Source organism: Corynebacterium sp. 21KM1197 (assembly GCF_033783015.1).
Classification (GTDB): domain Bacteria; phylum Actinomycetota; class Actinomycetes; order Mycobacteriales; family Mycobacteriaceae; genus Corynebacterium.
Genome location: NZ_CP123907.1, coordinates 2,053,531 through 2,068,811, shown reverse-complemented (window position 1 = coordinate 2,068,811; position 15,281 = coordinate 2,053,531). Strand labels below are relative to the sequence as shown.

Genomic DNA, 15,281 nt, shown 5'->3' with positions numbered 1-15,281 from the left:
CCATCAGTGTAGTTCACTGAACCCCTCACTCTATAGAGTGATGTCGTCACTAAACTCACTGAGCCTCTCACTCTATAGACTGACGCCCTCAGTGAACGTTACTGACGCGATCACTGGGGGCGTTGGCTGGATTTAACGCAGAGCGAACCTAGCGCTTCTTGCCCAGCGCGCGGTCGGCGGGGGCGTCGTTACGCGACATCTGATCCTTCTCCGCGTACAGCCCCTCGCGGCGCGCCACGCGGCCAATGCGCTGGGCGGTCACCGGGGAGGTGAGGAAGGAGAATCCGATGAGCAGTAGCAGAATTCCCATGTCGCCGCGCTCGCCGGGGCTGAGGTGCTCGCTGCCCGCCACGCGAATGATCGCGCCGAGGATCGTGAGGATGAGGCCCGCGGTTTGGGGCTTGGTCACGGCGTGAATCCGGGACATCGTATCGCCAAAGCGCACCAATCCCACGGAGCCGGCGAAGGAGAGGATCGCTCCCACCACAATGAAGATGAGGGAGATGACGTCGGTGACAAGTTGAATGTTCATGAGGCTAGGAACCATCCCTCTTGCGGAAGCGGGCCACGGATACGGACGAGATGAAGCCCAGCAGGGCGATCACGAGCATGGCGTTGGAGACGGTGGTATCCAGCGTCCAGCAGATGTACACCGCGAGGGCACACTGAGCCATCGCCACGAGGCCATCGAGCCCCACTACGCGGTCGAGGGAATTGGGCCCGGCGAGGATACGCCAACTGGTGAGCAGGAATGAGGCGCAAAATAGCACTGCCGCCACGGTGAGAACGGCCTGGTAAATGGTGGAATCCATGTGCCTTATCTCCCTTCAAAAATGTCGATCATGCTGCGTTCCAGGGCGCGGATTACCGCCAATTCCCGTTCAATATCCTCCGGTGTGGAGGCGTTTACCAGGTGTACCGTCCACATGCGGTTGGCAATATCAATGTCGGTGATGCAGCCGCCCGGTTGGAGGTTATACAGGCCGGTGGCCAGGGTGAGAATCAGCTCGCTATTCACGCGCATGGGAGCCTGGACGATGGCGGTTTTGGGCAGCGCCCGGGGACGCAGCGCGAGGGCGGCCACCTCGAAGCTGGAGGTGAAGAGTTCCTTGAGCCAGTACCCCAGGAATACAAAGAGAGCCTTCCACTCCACGGGGAGATGCGCGATGGGCAGCCGGGGCAGCGGCAGGATAAGGATGACGCCCAGCCCCACCAGGAGGCCCGCGATCACGTTGGCCCAGGTGACCTCGCCCATCAGGCCGCACCATAGGAGCGTGATCCAGAACAGGGTGAGGGGACGCATTCTATTTCTTACGCCTTGGTACATTTAGCGCTCCTCCTCGGGTGTGGGGTCGGTGGCGCTTGCCAAAGCCGCAGCGGTGCTGTCCGTGCTCGCCGCAGCGGGGGCGTCGGTAGTAAGCGCCGGTGCCGTGGTCATCTCGGTGGAGGAGGCCGTGCGGCTCTCGTAGCTATCGCGTCCCTCGTCCAAACGCACGGAGGGGTCGAGGGTGCGGGTGGGATCATCGGCGTTGGGGCCGAGCACCGCCGAGCGGTAAATGCTGACGTCGGAGGCGGATTCCGCGGCGCGCTGCGCCACTCCCACCAGCGGCCCGGCAAAGACGGTGAGCGCCAGGGAGGCCACCACCAGCAGGGTGGTGGAGCCCACCATGCCCACGGGGATACGGCCTACGTCGTCGCGCTCGGTCATTTCCACCTCGTCGGTGACGTCCGCCAGCGGGGCGGGGCGAGCGATGGCCAGGTGCCCCTCGGGGGCGTCCTTGCGGTCGCGCCAGAAGCCCTTGGACCACACGATCACCATGACGTACAGGGTGAGCAGGGAGGTGATTACGGCGCCGCCGATGAGCAGCCAGGCCATGGCGTCGCCGCGCTCCGCGCCCGCCTGCATGAGCATGATCTTGCCGATGAACCCGGAGAACGGCGGGATACCGCCGAGGTTGATCGCCGGAATGAAGTACAAGATGGCGATCAGGGGGGTGGCGTAGAGCAGGGAACCCAGGCGGCGCAGCGAGGAGGTACCCGCCTGGCGCTCGATGAGCCCCACCACCAGGAAGAGGGCCGTTTGCACCAGAATGTGGTGCACGGCGTAGAAGATCGCCCCGGAAAGCCCGTGGGCGGTGCCCAGGGCTAGGCCAAAGATCATGTAGCCGATGTGGCTGACCAGGGTGAAGGAGAGCAGGCGCTTAATATCGCTCTGCGCCATCGCGCCGAGGATACCCACGAACATGGTGGCCAGGGCCACTACGAGGAGCAGGGTATTGAGCGAGCCGTCGGTGAAGATCACCGTTTGGGCACGGATGATGGAGTACACGCCCACCTTGGTGAGCAGGCCCGCGAACACGGCGGTGACCAGCGAGGGGGCGGTGGGGTAGGAGTCCGGTAGCCAGGCGTCGAGGGGGAACACGGCGGCCTTAATGCCAAAGGCCACCAGCAGCACCGCAAAGATCGCCGCGCGGGTACCGGAGGGGACGTCCTCCATGCGCATACCGATCTGCGCCATGTTCAGCGTGCCCACGGCGGCGTACACCATGGCGAGGCCGAAGAGGAAGATCATGGAGGAGACCATGGAGACCATCACGTAGCCCACGCCGGCGCGCACGCGGGGGGCCGAGCCGCCCAAAGTAAGCAACACGTATGAGGCCACCAGGAACACCTCAAAGCCCACGTAGAGGTTAAAGAGGTCCCCGGCGAGGAAGGAGATGTTCACGCCCATGGAGAGCAGGAGGTACGTGGGTACAAAGACGGCCACGGGTTCGTCCTCACCGCCATCGCGCACGCCCTGGGCGATGGCGTACCACATCACGGCAAAGAGCACGAGGCCGGACACGCTCAGCATGAGGGTGGATAGGCGATCGGCCACCAGCGTGATCCCCACGGGGGAATCCCAGCCGCCGATTTGCAGGGTTTGGCTGCCCTCCTGGTCGATCACCACCAGCATGAGCGCGGAGACGGTGATGGTGCCCAGCAGGGAGAAAAACGCCACCAGGCGCTGCATCTGCATGAAGCGGGCGAGCACCAGGGTCAGCGCGGCCGCTACCGCCGGGGCCAGAATGGGCACCGGGATCAGGTACGGCATGTATGGGGCGAGGTGGGAAGCAAGATCAGTCATTGTCCTCCCCCTTCACCGGAGACTCGAAGGAACGCGGGCCAAAGCTATCTCCCTCGGAGGTCATGCGGCCCGTGGAGGGATCGTCGGAGGCATCGTGATCGGGGGCAGCCGAGGCCACGGTGGGACGGGCCAGGATGGCGGCGTCCTCGCTATCGTCCTCGATCACGTCCGCGGCGCGGTAGCGATACTGGCGGTAGGCGAGGGTGAGAATGAACGCCACCATCGCCATGGAGATCACGATGGCGGTGAGGATCATGGCCTGGGCCAGGGGGTCCGCGATGTCCTCCCCGTAAAGTTCCGATTCCCGGCCGATGATGGGCGGGGAGCCCGCCGCACCCCCGGCCTGGAGGATCAGCAGGTTTGCCCCATTACCAATGAGCATGAGGCCGAGCATCATCTTGGTCATGGCGCGATCCAGCACCAGGTACACCCCGGCGGAGATGAGCGTTCCTGCGGCGATGAGCAGGACGAGATTAGCAACCATTCTCAGCGATTCTCCTTTCCGGCAGCAGTAGCTTGGCGACGCCGCTGCGCTTCCCGCGCCATCGAGCGCGCGCGATCGCGGGCGCGCTGGCGGCGGGCGGCCTCGTCTTGGTCGATCTGCCCGCCCAGCGAGGTCAAAATGTGCATGATGAGGCCGATCACGATGAGGTACACCCCGGCGTCGAAAAGCAGCGCGGAGGGCAGGTGCATCTCACCCACCAGCGGCAGGGTGAAGTCCCAGATTTCCGTGGTCAGCGGCGGGCGGCCCAGGAACATCGGCCAGATCGCCGCGAGCGCGGAGAGTAGCAGACCGGAGCCGAGGAGACGCCCGGCGTCGATAGGCAGGGCCTCCTCCAGCTCCGCGCGGCCGCCGGCGAGGTAGCGCAGGCTGAGCGCCAGGGCGGCCACGAGTCCGCCGGCAAAGCCGCCGCCGGGGGCGTTGTGCCCGGCAAAGAAGAAGTACATGGACAGCACGATCATGGAGGGGAAGGAAATGCGCGTGATCACGTCCACCATGAGGGAGCGGTTCTGGGCCTTTTCCGAGTCAATCTCGGCAGACAGCCAGCGCCGCCCCACCGCGCTGAGGGTCGGGCGGCGCGAGGCACGGGCGAAGGAACGGGTGCCGTAGATCAGGGAGGCCACGCCGGTGGCCGCGATGACCAGCACGGAGATCTCGCCCAGGGTATCCCAGGCGCGCAGATCCACCAGCAGCACGTTCACGGCGTTGGCACCATGCCCGATCTCATAGGCGAGGTCGGGAATGTACTCGGCTATCGACGCCGCCTGCCGCGCATTCAGCGCAAAGAGAGCGACGATGGTCACGGAAAGACCCACCGCGATGGACAACCACGCGCGGTTGCGGTTGCCCTTGGGCGTGCCTCGCCACTCCGTGTTCGTGGGCATCTTGCGCAGCACCAGCATGAACACCACCATCACGATGGTCTCCACCAGTACCTGCGTGAGCGCGAGGTCGGGCGCGCCGTGCAGGGCAAAGATCATGGCCAGGCTATAACCCGTCACGCCCACCATGATGACCCCGGAGAGCCTGTTGTGCGTGAGGGTGGCCCCGATGGCCATGGCCACGATGATCACCGCCAGCACCGCCTGCCAGGGGCTGCCCCACAGCTCCATGCGGATGTCATTGCGATCGCCCGCGATGAGGGCGGCGAGGGGAAGCAGGGTGAGTACCGCAAAGATGATGCCCAGGTTCACCATGAGGGAACCGCGCTGGGTGGATGCCGTCAGCCGCAGGGAGACGCGGCGGAAGAACATCAGCACCGCATCATAAGCACCATCGGCGCTGCCCAGGGCGGGCTCCTCCGATTGGAGATAGCGCAGCAGGTGGCGCTGCCAGAACAGCAGGGCGCCGGAGGCCACGATCACCGCGGAAAGCAGCAGCGGGAGAGTCAAACCATGCCATAGGGCCAGGTGCGCCACCTTTTCTCCCGGCTCGGCGGGGAAGGCTGCGTCGAGGTAGGAATCAATGAAGTCACCGATCAGCGGCGGGTACACGCCCAGCGCGATGGTCAGGATCATCAGGAGGGTGGGAGCCAGGTACAACTTGGGGCCAATGGAGTGCATGGTGGCCACCGGCTCCGAGATCCCGCCCCCGGTGGGGTGGCTCTGCGGCTTGGTGGCAAAGGCACCGTAGAGGAAGAAGCAACTGTACGTCATGGTGAGGATCGAGCCCAGCACCATGCCCACCAGCATGAGCCGCCCGGGCATGCCCACCAGCAGGCCCTCGTGCAGGATCGCCTCCAGGGCGGCCTCCTTGGCCACGAAGCCAAAGAGAGGCGGAATACCGGCCATCGACGCCGCCGCCAAGGCCGCTATGGCGAAAATATACGGCTGCTTGCGCCACAGGCCGGAGAGTTCCTGCGTATTGCGGGTGCCGGTGGTGTGGTCGATCGCGCCCACCACCATGAAGAGCGTGGCCTTGAACAGGGAGTGCGCGCAGGTCAGTGCCAGCCCGGCCATCATGGCCTCGCGCGATCCCACGGAGATCACCGCCATGAGGAAACCCAGCTGGGAGACCGTGCCGTAGGCCAGGATCAGCTTCAGATCCTTTTGCCGCAGCGCCATCCACCCGGACATCAGCATGGTGAAAATGCCCACCGGGATAATCACCAGGTGCCAGGTCTGTACCACGTGCATATCCGGGGCCAGGCGCGCCACGAGGTAAATGCCCGCCTTGACCATCGCGGCGGAATGCAGATACGCGGAGACCGGAGTGGGGGCGGCCATCGCGCCGGGCAGCCAGAAGTGCGTGGGAGCGATGGCGGACTTGGACAGCGCACCCGCCAGGATCAGGATGATGGCGATGGTGGTGTGCGGCACCGCCGAGAGATCGGGAATGGTGCCGAGGTCGGAGAAGTACCATATCCCGCTGGACTGGCCCAGGACGATGAAGCCCACCAGCATGGTCAGCCCGCCCAGGGTGGTCACCATGAGGGCCTGGCCCGCGGCGCGCCGGGAGGAGGCGCGCTCCCCGTAATAGCCCACCAGCAGGAAGGAAAGCACCGAGGTGATCTCCCAGAAGATGTACATCAGCAGGAAGCTATCCGAGGTGACCAGCCCGAACATGGCCATGGAAAAGGCCACCATCTGTGCACCGAAGATGGCCAGGCGGCGCGGATTGGAATCAAAGTAGCCCCAGCAGTACAGCAGAACAAGGGCGCCCACACCCAGAATGATGAGGCTAAATATCCCGGCCAGGCCGTCCAGCCGGAACACGATGTTCATGTTCAGGGTGGAGAGCCAGCCGGTGTGGGAGACAATCTCCTCCCCCCGCCCCAGGGGGCCGGAGAGGAATTGTTGCAGCACCCACGCAAAGCCCGCCAGGGGAGCGAGCGCGAGCACGCAGAAGGCGGGGCGGCCCAGGGTTCTGATGAGCACGGGGGCGAGCACCGCAGCGGCGGTGAGGATACCCAGTAGGATCAACACGTGGTGGTCGCTCTCCTTTGTGAATAGAGCGGGCAGGACAAGCGGGCAGCCTTCCCCACGCCTTAACGGCACTGCCTGCGTGAGCGCAGAATCCAGTCCACGTCAATCCCCTCGAATACTGACGCGCGAGTGCGGTGAGGTAACCACGATCCAGTTTCCAGTGGCGTTTATGGGTGCAGCCAACAATGAAGAGTGTACCTATGAATACACGTCAGCGGTAGCGAGTGGACTGCGCTACATAGCGGCTAATCGACGCCCAGGGGGATCTCGGGGTGCGACTCCCACCACTCGCGCGCGATCCGCTCCGTGCGCTGCTGCTCCTGTACGCTCCGGGCGTTTAGGTCGATGAGATCCTGGGTGGTGAGGGTCGCGCTGATGGCATTGATGACGCGCCGTGCGGCGGGGGCGAGGTTGGTGTGGGCGAGGGGAACCACGTGGGAGGGCAGCAGGAGGCCTCGAGGGTCCTCCAAGGTTACTAGACCATTGGCTTCGACAGCGGGGTCCGCGCTGTAGATATTAGCCACCTGGACGTCGTTGTCCCTGAGTGCCTTGAGTGTGAGCGGCCCACCCGAATCCTCAATGGGGGTAAAGTCCACCTCCACCCCGTAGGCATCCGCCAGGCCGCGCGGACCGTAGGGGCGCGATTCCGCCTCGGAGGGAGCGCCGTAGCGCAGCGGGCCGGACACGCGAGCGAGGTCCGCCACGCCGGTGACGCCCCACTTCTGGGAAAATTCGCTGGTCACCGTGTAAGAATCCTGATCCGTGGCGGAGGATTGCTCCAGGACGCTCACTTCCGACGGCGCGTGGCGCAGCAACTGCGCGTAGATCTCGGCGGAGTCCCCGGAGGTGGCTTGCGGTTCCCAGTACTGCAACAAGTTTCCGGTGTATTCCGGGATAAGGCTGATGCCGCCCGCCTCTATCTCCGGGAGATAAACCTCGCGCTGACCAATGCGAAACTGGCGATCCACCGTAAAGCCCGCCCGCTCCAACCCCTGGGCGTATATTTCCGCGAGTATCTCATTGGAGTAATAGTCCTGGGAGCCCACGACGATCGTGGAGGAGCCTGCTCCCGCGCCGGGAGCAGCGAGGGGATCGTGGCGCGTGCACCCGGCCAGGCCCACGGCGGTGCCGAGGAGAAGCACGATGAAGCGGCGGCGGGAAACAGGATGCATCACGGGTGAACCTCCGAGGTGGGAATGTGGCGCTGGGCGTGGCGTTGCAGCGCTCCCAGGAGAAGATCGAGTGCGAGTGCCAGGGCGATCACCAGCAGGGAGGAGGCCAGCATGAGGGAGTAATCCCTGGACTTCAGCCCGGTAAAGAGGAATCTCCCCAGGCCATAATCTGCGGTATAGGCCGCCAGCGTGGCGGTGGAAACCACCTGGAGGGTGGCGGCGCGCACACCGCCGATGAGCACGGGCAGGGCTAGGGGAACCTCCACCCGGGTGAGCACCTGGACGGGGGACATGCCAATGGCCCGGGAAGCGGAGGCGATGGTGGGATCGAGGGAGAACACTCCGGAATAGGCTCCGGCGAGGAGGGAGGGGATAGCCAGGATCACCAGGGCCAGGAACGGGGCCTGCACCCCAATCCCCAGCCACAGGCCAAAGAGGGTGAGCACCCCCAGGGTGGGTACCGCGCGGGCTGCCCCGGTGAGGGCCCCGATGGTTCCGGCTCCCCGGCGGCAGTGGCCGATAACGAGGCCCAGCGGAATGGCGAGAAGCCCGGCCGCCCCCACCACGAGGAGCGTGAGCCAGAGGTGCTCCAGGAGGCGGGCGGCGATGCCACCGGGGCCAGCCCAGGACGCTCCGCTGCCGAGCCAGGAGAGAGCCTCATGCACGTAACTCATGTGGGCGCCTTCCAAGGGGTGAGGAGGCGGCCAAGGAATTGCAGGGTGACGTCGATAAGCAATGCCAAGAACACCGTGACGAACACGCCGGTGAGTACCTCCGCGGTGATGTTGCGCTGGAAGCCGTCGGTGATGAGGGTGCCCAGGCTGGGGATTCCCACGAGCGCCCCGATGGTCACTAGGCCCATCGTGGAGGAGGCCACCACGCGCAGCCCGGCGAGGATCACCGGGGCGGACAGGGGGAGGTCTACCTGCCAGAGAAGGGAACGGCGGGAAAAGCCGGTGGCGATGGCCCCCTCGCGCACCCGTTGATCGACGGAGCTAAAGCCGTCCGCGACCGAGCGCACGAGCAGGGCCACCCCATACACCGTGAGCGCCAGAATCATGGTCAGCGGCGAGCGGAGGGGAAGGCCGACGATCAGCGGAATGATGATGAGCAGCGGAAGCGCCGGGATGGTGTAGAGCAGGGCGGCGGTATTGAGCAGGGGACGGCCCAGGCGTGGTCTGGTAAACGCTAGGCGTCCGAGCGGCAGCGCAATAAATAAGGAGAGGAAAAGCGCGGGGAGGCAGAGCGCCAGGTGGGTGGCGGCAAGGCCAAGGACATCAATCCAGTTATTGCTTAACCACGTCATTCCGCTATGACCCCCACGGGAATGCCCTGGGGATTGGTGGCCACGCGGGAGCCGTTGATGGTGCGCACGGTGAGGCGGGTGGTGCCGGTGGCGGTGCCTAAGAACCTGCGCACAAAATCGGAACGGGGCTGGGTCAGGATCTCCGCTGGGCTGCCTTGCTGGATCACCTTGCCGGGTTTGTCCAGGATCACCACGGTGTTGCTGAGCCGCAGGGCCTCGTCCATGTCGTGCGTGACCAGGAGAATGGTCTTTTGCAAGTCCTTGTGCAGGCGCAGCAGGTGGTCTTGAAGATCCCGCCGAACGATGGGGTCGAGGGCGCCAAAGGGTTCGTCCATGAGCACGATGGCGGGATCGGCGGCGAGCGCGCGGGCCACCCCCACCCGCTGCTGCTGGCCTCCCGAAAGTTGGTGTGGATAGCGCCGGGCCAGGGAGGGATCAAGACCCATGTGCTCCATGAGTTCTGCGGCGCGGTGCCGGGCCTGGTTGCGGGGCGAGCCAAGGAGGCGCGGCACGACGGCGATGTTATCCGCCACCGTTTTGTGCGGCAGCAGCCCGCCGGATTGCAGTACGTACCCGATTTCCCTGCGTAACTGCACGGCGGGCCGGGATAGAACATCGGAACCAGCAATGAGCACGCGCCCGCTGCTGGGCTCGGTCATGCGATTGACCATGCGCAGCAGGGTGGTTTTGCCGGAACCGGAGGAGCCCACGAGGGAGACGATATGCCCGGAGGGTACGTGCAGGGAAAAGTCCTCCACCGCGAGGGAGCCATCGGGGTAGCGCTTGCTTACCCTCTCGAACGTGATCATGGTGCCTCCTTCTGCCGCGTTGGGGCACTAGAATACCAGTTCTATTCATGCAGCCTCGCTGCGGCACAACTGAGGCCCTGGGCGAGCGATTGCTCCGGCGTGGCTCCCAGGCCCATCGCCCAGGCGGTGCGGCTGCCGTGATGTCCCAGGATAAAGGTGGCGGTGGCCTCAAAGAGGGAGCGCTGGTGGAAGCGCAGGATCTCCACCGGGCGGCCCTGGCTGGCCAGGAAGGCGGTGCAGGCGCTGGCGGGGCCGGAGGCGAGGATCTGGTGGCGGGAGTGCCGGGCGGGCTGAGTCTTGGATCTCCGGGTGGCCTGGAGGGTGTAGCGGAACTCGTGGTAGGTGAGTGGTTCCTCGTCCAGCCCGGTGATGGTCAGTTCCGCCTCGGGGCTGTAGGTGGCTCGAAAGAGGTTCCAGCTCATGTCCGTGGCCTCCTCACGCAGGCCGCGCGGCAGCGGGTGCAGGCGGTAGCGCTGCTGGAAAGGATCGTTGAGGAGGGTGGGCTGGGAGGTGGGGGTGAGGGTGTGCATCGTGATCGGTCCTATCCTGTGTGGGATTGAGTGGGGTGGACCGACTCTCTTCAAGGTGCGGGTGGTTTAACGACTACTCCCCCAAGTGCGGGGGTCAGTCCCTATCCCGCACTGGGGTACGTAGCCTTGGCTACTCGCTGAAGAGAAACGACGATGCGAAGCATGTGGGGCAGCTTACATCACGGGGTGATGGACGTCAAAGTTACTTTCCGTAGCGCAGCAGGAAAAGCGCCTCCGCGATGGCCACGTGCTCAATCTCCGTGGGGTCCACGGATTCATCGGCGGAGTGGATCAGGCACTGCGGCTCCTCCACTCCGAACAGGGCGATCTCCGCGTTCGGGTGGGCCTCCTGCAACTTGGTGGTCAGGGGGATGGAGCCGCCGGAGCCTAGGGTGGCGGAGTGCTCGGTGCCGTAGGCCTCGGCCAGGCAATCGCGCAATAGGCTCAGCGCGGGGGCGTTCACATCGGTGGCAAAGCCGTCATTGGCGTCATCAATCTCCACCTCGATCTTCGCTCCCCAGGGCGTGTGCTTGTGCAGGTGCTCGGCCACGGCCTCGGCGGTCTTGGCAGCGGACATTCCGGCGGGCACGCGCAGGTTGATCTTGGCCTGGGCCACCGGGGCCACGGCATTGACGGCCTCGGAGACCGGCGTGGAGGTCAGCCCCGTGATGCTCACGGCGGGCCGCGCCCAGAGGAAGTCGGCGGGGGCGTCGTTACTGCTGCCGGTCAGGCGCACGCCGTCGAGCACGCCGGCGTCCTTGCGGAAGTCCTCGGGGGTGTAGGGTTCACCCTCCCAGCGTGCGGAGGTATCCACGCCCTCGATCACGGTGCGGCCCTCCATGTCGCGCAGCGAGTCGAGCGCGCGCACCAGGGCAAAGGCGGCGTCGGGCGCGGCACCGCCGAAGAGGCCGGAGTGCACGGGGGCCTCCAGGGTGCGCATGGTGACGGTGAGTTGCGCCCCGCCGCGCAGGGAGGTGGTGAGGGTGGGGGTGCCCACGGCGGCGTTGCCGGTATCGGCGATCATGATGGCGTCGGCGGCAAAGAGTTCGGGGCGTTCCTCGATGAGGGTATCCAGCCCCTCGCCACCCTTTTCCTCGGAGCCCTCCACCACCACGGTGATGCCCACTTTGGTGCCTCCGGCGGCGGTCACCGCGCGCAGGGCGGCCAGGTGCATAACCAGGTTGCCCTTGCAGTCCGCCGCGCCGCGCCCGTACCAGCGGCCCTCGCGCTCGGTGAGGGTGCAGGGATCGTTCGTCCAGGCGGCAGGATCACCGGCGGGGACGACGTCGTGATGGCAATACAGCAGCACCGTGGGCTGCCCCTCGCCGGCCTTGCGGGTGCCGATGAGCGCGGTGGAGCCATCGGCGGTGGTGATGGCCTCTACCTCCAGACCAGCCTGGGTGAGGGCCTCGTGTACCCACCGCGCGGCCCCGGCCGCCTGATCGGCCAGCGCGGGATCCCCGTGCACGGAATGATAGGAAACGATCTCGCTGAGCTGGGTAAAGATGGTGTCGCGGTCGCCCAGGACCGCCGTGCGGACTGCCTGCGTATCAATCATGGGTTCCAGCCTAACGTCCTTGCACTCGCGGGGGCAGACTGCTAAAACGGGATCTAGCACTTTGCGGCAGCGAGTGCCAGAAAATGAAGAGCGTATCCCCGGGTGAAGATGCCGTCGCGGGCGCCCTGCGGTGCGCTGACTAACGCTTTTATAAGGAGTACGTCACATGTCCAAGATCATCGCTTTCGATGAAGAGGCTCGCCGTGGGCTGGAAAAGGGCCTGAACACGCTTGCCGACGCCGTGAAGGTCACCCTTGGCCCCAAGGGCCGCAACGTGGTGCTGGAGAAGTCCTGGGGCGCGCCGACGATCACTAACGACGGCGTCTCTATCGCTCGGGAGATCGAGCTGGAGGATCCTTACGAGAAGATCGGCGCTGAGCTGGTCAAGGAAGTAGCCAAAAAGACCGACGACGTAGCGGGCGACGGCACCACCACCGCCACCGTGCTGGCGCAGGCGCTGGTGAAGGAGGGCCTGCGCAACGTTGCTGCGGGTTCCAACCCGATGGGCATTAAGCGCGGCATTGAAAAGGCCGTGGGCGCGGTCACCGAGAAGCTGCTCGCCGGTGCCAAGGAAGTGGAGACGGAGGAGCAGATCGCCGCTACCGCCGGTATCTCCGCCGCCGACCCGGAGATTGGCAAGCAGATCGCCAAGGCCATGTACGCCGTGGGCAATGGTCAGGTGAACAAGGATTCCGTGATCACCGTGGAGGAGTCCAACACCTTCGGCGTGGACCTGGAGGTCACCGAGGGTATGCGCTTTGATAAGGGCTACATCTCCGGTTACTTTGCCACGGACATGGAGCGCCAGGAGGCCGTGCTGGAGGACCCGTATATCCTGCTGGTTTCCTCCAAGATCTCCAACATCAAGGACCTGCTCCCGCTGCTGGAAAAGGTCATGCAGTCCGGTAAGCCGCTGCTGATCGTGGCCGAGGATGTGGAGGGCGAGGCCCTGTCTACCCTCGTGGTGAACAAGATCCGCGGCACCTTCAAGTCCGTGGCCGTGAAGGCACCGGGCTTTGGCGATCGCCGCAAGGCCCAGTTGCAGGACATCGCCATCCTCACCGGCGGCCAGGTCATCTCCGAGGAGGTGGGCCTCTCCCTGGAGACCGCCGACCTGCCGCTGCTGGGCACCGCCCGCAAGGTCGTGGTGACCAAGGATGAGACCACCATCGTCCAGGGCGCTGGCTCCTCCGAACAGATCGAGGGGCGCGTCAAGCAGATCCGCGCCGAGATCGAGAACTCCGATTCCGACTACGACCGCGAGAAGCTCCAGGAGCGCCTGGCCAAGCTGGCCGGTGGCGTGGCGGTGCTCAAGGTGGGTGCCGCCACCGAGGTGGAACTCAAGGAGCGCAAGCACCGCATCGAGGACGCCGTGCGCAACGCCAAGGCCGCCGTGGACGAGGGCATCGTGGCCGGTGGCGGCGTGGCTCTGCTTCAGGCCGCTCATGTCCTGGACGGTGACCTCGACCTCTCCGGTGACGAGGCCACCGGCGTGAAGATCGTCCGCGAGGCGCTCTCCGCCCCGCTGAAGCAGATCGCCTTCAACGCTGGCCTGGAGCCGGGCGTGGTGGCCGATAAGGTGGCTGGCCTGCCTGCGGGCGAGGGCCTTAACGCCGCCACCGGTGAGTACATCGACCTCATGGCCGCCGGTATCAACGATCCGGTGAAGGTTACTCGCTCCGCCCTCCAGAATGCGGCTTCCATCGCCGCGCTCTTCCTCACCACCGAGGCTGTGGTGGCGGATAAGCCGCAGCCGGCTTCCGCCGCGGCGCCGGGTGCCGATGAGATGGCGGGTATGGGCGGCTTCTAAGTCCCTATATATAAGGACTGCCGCAGTTCTCTTGTTGAGGGGCCGGTGCGCGTTGGGTTTCGCGCGCACCGGTCCCTTTGCCTTGCCGTGGGGCGGTTGGGCGGTGCCGGGAGGCGTGGGGGTGCGGAGCGACGTGGGGTTATCGGGGGTGAATATTCACCTGAACACAATGGTCTGGTACGGGTAAAATGAAATTATGGCTGAGCGTACTGAGGATGACCTGCCCGTCATCGACCTGGCAAAGACCGAAGGCTACGTGGTGGATGATTCCGATGAGGATGATCCGGCTCTGATCCGCCCCGATGGCACCCCCGTGGAGACGTGGCGCGAGAATTACCCCTATGACGAGCGCATGACGCGCGAGGATTATGACCACATCAAGCGCTCCCTCCAGATCGAGCTGCTGAAGTGGCAGAACTGGACCAAGGAGACGGGGCAGCGCCACCTCATTCTCTTTGAGGGGCGCGACGCCGCCGGTAAGGGCGGCACCATCAAGCGCTTTAATGAGCACCTCAATCCCCGTGGCGCGCGCACCGTGGCCTTGGAGAAGCCGAGCCCTCGGGAGTCCACCTCCTGGTACTTCCAGCGGTATATCCAGCACTTTCCGGCGGCGGGAGAGATCGTGTTCTTTGACCGCTCCTGGTACAACCGCTCCGGCGTGGAGCGCGTGATGGGGTTCTGCACGGAGTCCCAGCACGCCGAGTTTCTGCGCGAGGTGCCCATGCTAGAAAACATGCTTCTGGGCTCTGGTATCTCCCTGACCAAGTTCTGGTTCTCGGTGAGCAAGAAGGAGCAGCGCACCCGCTTTGCCATCCGTCAGGTGGACCCGGTGCGGCAGTGGAAGCTCTCCCCGATGGATCTGGCCTCTTTGGATAAGTGGGATGATTACACCAGGGCCAAGGAGGAGCAGTTCCGCTACACGGATACGGATGAGTCCCCGTGGATCACCATTAAGTCCAATGATAAGAAGCGCGCCCGGATCAACGCGATGCGGTACGTGCTGAGCAAGTTCGATTACACGGACAAGGACTATGAGCTGGTGGGGCAGCCCGATCCCACGATCGTGATGAGGGGACGCGATCAGATCGGTGATTAGTGTTTCCTCGGGTGCGGCTGCGGTGCACCTGAGGTAAAGGCACGGGGTTCCAGGGATATTTTTCCTGGAACCCCGTGCTACTTTTTAGGTAGAGGGAGAACATCCGATGTCGTAGGGGCATCGTTCCTGGTGAGAGATTTAAACAGGAAAAACCCGTTTTTTAAAGGTCTAAGATTTGGGTAGGGTTCCTACATGTGCCACAAATCACATAAATATACCTTCGGATACCTTTTCGTAAGCAAACCCTAGTCTTTTGGGCCCGTTTTGTGGCCTGCGGGGTGGGTTCTGGGGTGGTTTTTCGGTGTGGGGAGCGCCTGGGGCTATGCCGAGGGGCTGGTGATAGGGTTAATCTATGTGAGAAATTAGGTATCATCTAGACAATTAAAGGTTTAGGTGGACTCTGGGGCTGGGGCTGATAATCTGAGCGCCGAACTAATTTGAGGGGAC

The 15,281-nt window shown here is 64.6% G+C and carries 14 protein-coding genes; 2 read left to right on the top strand and 12 right to left on the bottom strand.

Annotated features, from left to right (window positions below):
• Positions 1-148: 148 nt before the first annotated feature.
• From mnhG to OLW90_RS10000, 12 genes are all read right to left on the bottom strand, one after another.
• Complete coding sequence (gene mnhG, locus OLW90_RS10055; protein WP_319649954.1) at positions 149-532, bottom strand: monovalent cation/H(+) antiporter subunit G; 384 nt, start codon at positions 530-532, stop codon at positions 149-151.
• A gap of 4 nt (positions 533-536) precedes the next feature.
• Positions 537-812, bottom strand: coding sequence for a monovalent cation/H+ antiporter complex subunit F (locus OLW90_RS10050; RefSeq protein ID WP_319649953.1), 276 nt, complete (start codon positions 810-812; stop codon positions 537-539).
• A 5-nt stretch (positions 813-817) separates the two neighbouring features.
• A complete protein-coding gene (locus tag OLW90_RS10045; protein WP_319649952.1) occupies positions 818-1,327 on the bottom strand; it encodes a Na+/H+ antiporter subunit E in 510 nt (169 codons plus the stop codon).
• The gene (locus OLW90_RS10040) at positions 1,328-3,127 is read right to left on the bottom strand and encodes a Na+/H+ antiporter subunit D (RefSeq protein WP_319649951.1); all 1,800 of its coding nucleotides are present in this window, start codon (positions 3,125-3,127) and stop codon (positions 1,328-1,330) included. It lies immediately after the preceding gene.
• Complete coding sequence (locus OLW90_RS10035) at positions 3,120-3,611, bottom strand: Na(+)/H(+) antiporter subunit C (RefSeq protein ID WP_319649950.1); 492 nt, start codon at positions 3,609-3,611, stop codon at positions 3,120-3,122. Before OLW90_RS10035 ends, OLW90_RS10040 begins: the two co-directional genes overlap by 8 nt.
• A gap of 2 nt (positions 3,612-3,613) precedes the next feature.
• Positions 3,614-6,553 (bottom strand): Na+/H+ antiporter subunit A, encoded by a 2,940-nt coding sequence (locus OLW90_RS10030; RefSeq protein ID WP_319649949.1) that lies wholly within the window; start codon positions 6,551-6,553, stop codon positions 3,614-3,616.
• A gap of 245 nt (positions 6,554-6,798) precedes the next feature.
• Positions 6,799-7,725, bottom strand: coding sequence for an ABC transporter substrate-binding protein (locus OLW90_RS10025; protein WP_319651877.1), 927 nt, complete (start codon positions 7,723-7,725; stop codon positions 6,799-6,801).
• Positions 7,725-8,399 (bottom strand): ABC transporter permease, encoded by a 675-nt coding sequence (locus OLW90_RS10020; protein ID WP_319649948.1) that lies wholly within the window; start codon positions 8,397-8,399, stop codon positions 7,725-7,727. The genes OLW90_RS10025 and OLW90_RS10020 overlap by 1 nt, the downstream gene beginning before the upstream one ends.
• Positions 8,396-9,031 (bottom strand): ABC transporter permease, encoded by a 636-nt coding sequence (locus OLW90_RS10015; RefSeq protein WP_319649947.1) that lies wholly within the window; start codon positions 9,029-9,031, stop codon positions 8,396-8,398. The genes OLW90_RS10020 and OLW90_RS10015 overlap by 4 nt, the downstream gene beginning before the upstream one ends.
• Positions 9,028-9,840, bottom strand: a complete 813-nt coding sequence (locus tag OLW90_RS10010) for an ABC transporter ATP-binding protein (protein WP_319649946.1) — start codon at positions 9,838-9,840, stop codon at positions 9,028-9,030. Before OLW90_RS10010 ends, OLW90_RS10015 begins: the two co-directional genes overlap by 4 nt.
• 41 nt (positions 9,841-9,881) lie before the next feature.
• Complete coding sequence (locus OLW90_RS10005) at positions 9,882-10,370, bottom strand: acetyl-CoA acetyltransferase (protein WP_319649945.1); 489 nt, start codon at positions 10,368-10,370, stop codon at positions 9,882-9,884.
• Between the two features lie 202 nt (positions 10,371-10,572).
• Complete coding sequence (locus tag OLW90_RS10000) at positions 10,573-11,928, bottom strand: dipeptidase (protein ID WP_319649944.1); 1,356 nt, start codon at positions 11,926-11,928, stop codon at positions 10,573-10,575.
• A 166-nt stretch (positions 11,929-12,094) separates the two neighbouring features.
• On the opposite strand from OLW90_RS10000, the gene groL reads away from it, so the two are divergent.
• Positions 12,095-13,738, top strand: coding sequence for a chaperonin GroEL (gene groL, locus OLW90_RS09995; RefSeq protein WP_018117939.1), 1,644 nt, complete (start codon positions 12,095-12,097; stop codon positions 13,736-13,738).
• A 196-nt stretch (positions 13,739-13,934) separates the two neighbouring features.
• Positions 13,935-14,834 carry a polyphosphate kinase 2 gene (ppk2, locus tag OLW90_RS09990; RefSeq protein WP_319649943.1) on the top strand — a complete coding sequence of 300 codons (900 nt, stop codon included), beginning with the start codon at positions 13,935-13,937 and terminating at the stop codon, positions 14,832-14,834.
• Positions 14,835-15,281: the final 447 nt, after the last annotated feature.

What these genes read in the sequence shown, in the direction of transcription:
- mnhG (WP_319649954.1), bottom strand. Translation starts at nt 532, where the DNA reads ATGAACATTCAACTTGTCACCGACGTCATCTCCCTCATCTTCATTGTG.
- OLW90_RS10050 (WP_319649953.1), bottom strand. Translation starts at nt 812, where the DNA reads ATGGATTCCACCATTTACCAGGCCGTTCTCACCGTGGCGGCAGTGCTA.
- OLW90_RS10045 (WP_319649952.1), bottom strand. Translation starts at nt 1,327, where the DNA reads ATGTACCAAGGCGTAAGAAATAGAATGCGTCCCCTCACCCTGTTCTGG.
- OLW90_RS10040 (WP_319649951.1), bottom strand. Translation starts at nt 3,127, where the DNA reads ATGACTGATCTTGCTTCCCACCTCGCCCCATACATGCCGTACCTGATC.
- OLW90_RS10035 (WP_319649950.1), bottom strand. Translation starts at nt 3,611, where the DNA reads ATGGTTGCTAATCTCGTCCTGCTCATCGCCGCAGGAACGCTCATCTCC.
- OLW90_RS10025 (WP_319651877.1), bottom strand. Translation starts at nt 7,725, where the DNA reads ATGCATCCTGTTTCCCGCCGCCGCTTCATCGTGCTTCTCCTCGGCACC.
- OLW90_RS10020 (WP_319649948.1), bottom strand. Translation starts at nt 8,399, where the DNA reads ATGAGTTACGTGCATGAGGCTCTCTCCTGGCTCGGCAGCGGAGCGTCC.
- OLW90_RS10015 (WP_319649947.1), bottom strand. Translation starts at nt 9,031, where the DNA reads ATGACGTGGTTAAGCAATAACTGGATTGATGTCCTTGGCCTTGCCGCC.
- OLW90_RS10010 (WP_319649946.1), bottom strand. Translation starts at nt 9,840, where the DNA reads ATGATCACGTTCGAGAGGGTAAGCAAGCGCTACCCCGATGGCTCCCTC.
- OLW90_RS10005 (WP_319649945.1), bottom strand. Translation starts at nt 10,370, where the DNA reads ATGCACACCCTCACCCCCACCTCCCAGCCCACCCTCCTCAACGATCCT.
- OLW90_RS10000 (WP_319649944.1), bottom strand. Translation starts at nt 11,928, where the DNA reads ATGATTGATACGCAGGCAGTCCGCACGGCGGTCCTGGGCGACCGCGAC.
- groL (WP_018117939.1), top strand. Translation starts at nt 12,095, where the DNA reads ATGTCCAAGATCATCGCTTTCGATGAAGAGGCTCGCCGTGGGCTGGAA.
- ppk2 (WP_319649943.1), top strand. Translation starts at nt 13,935, where the DNA reads ATGGCTGAGCGTACTGAGGATGACCTGCCCGTCATCGACCTGGCAAAG.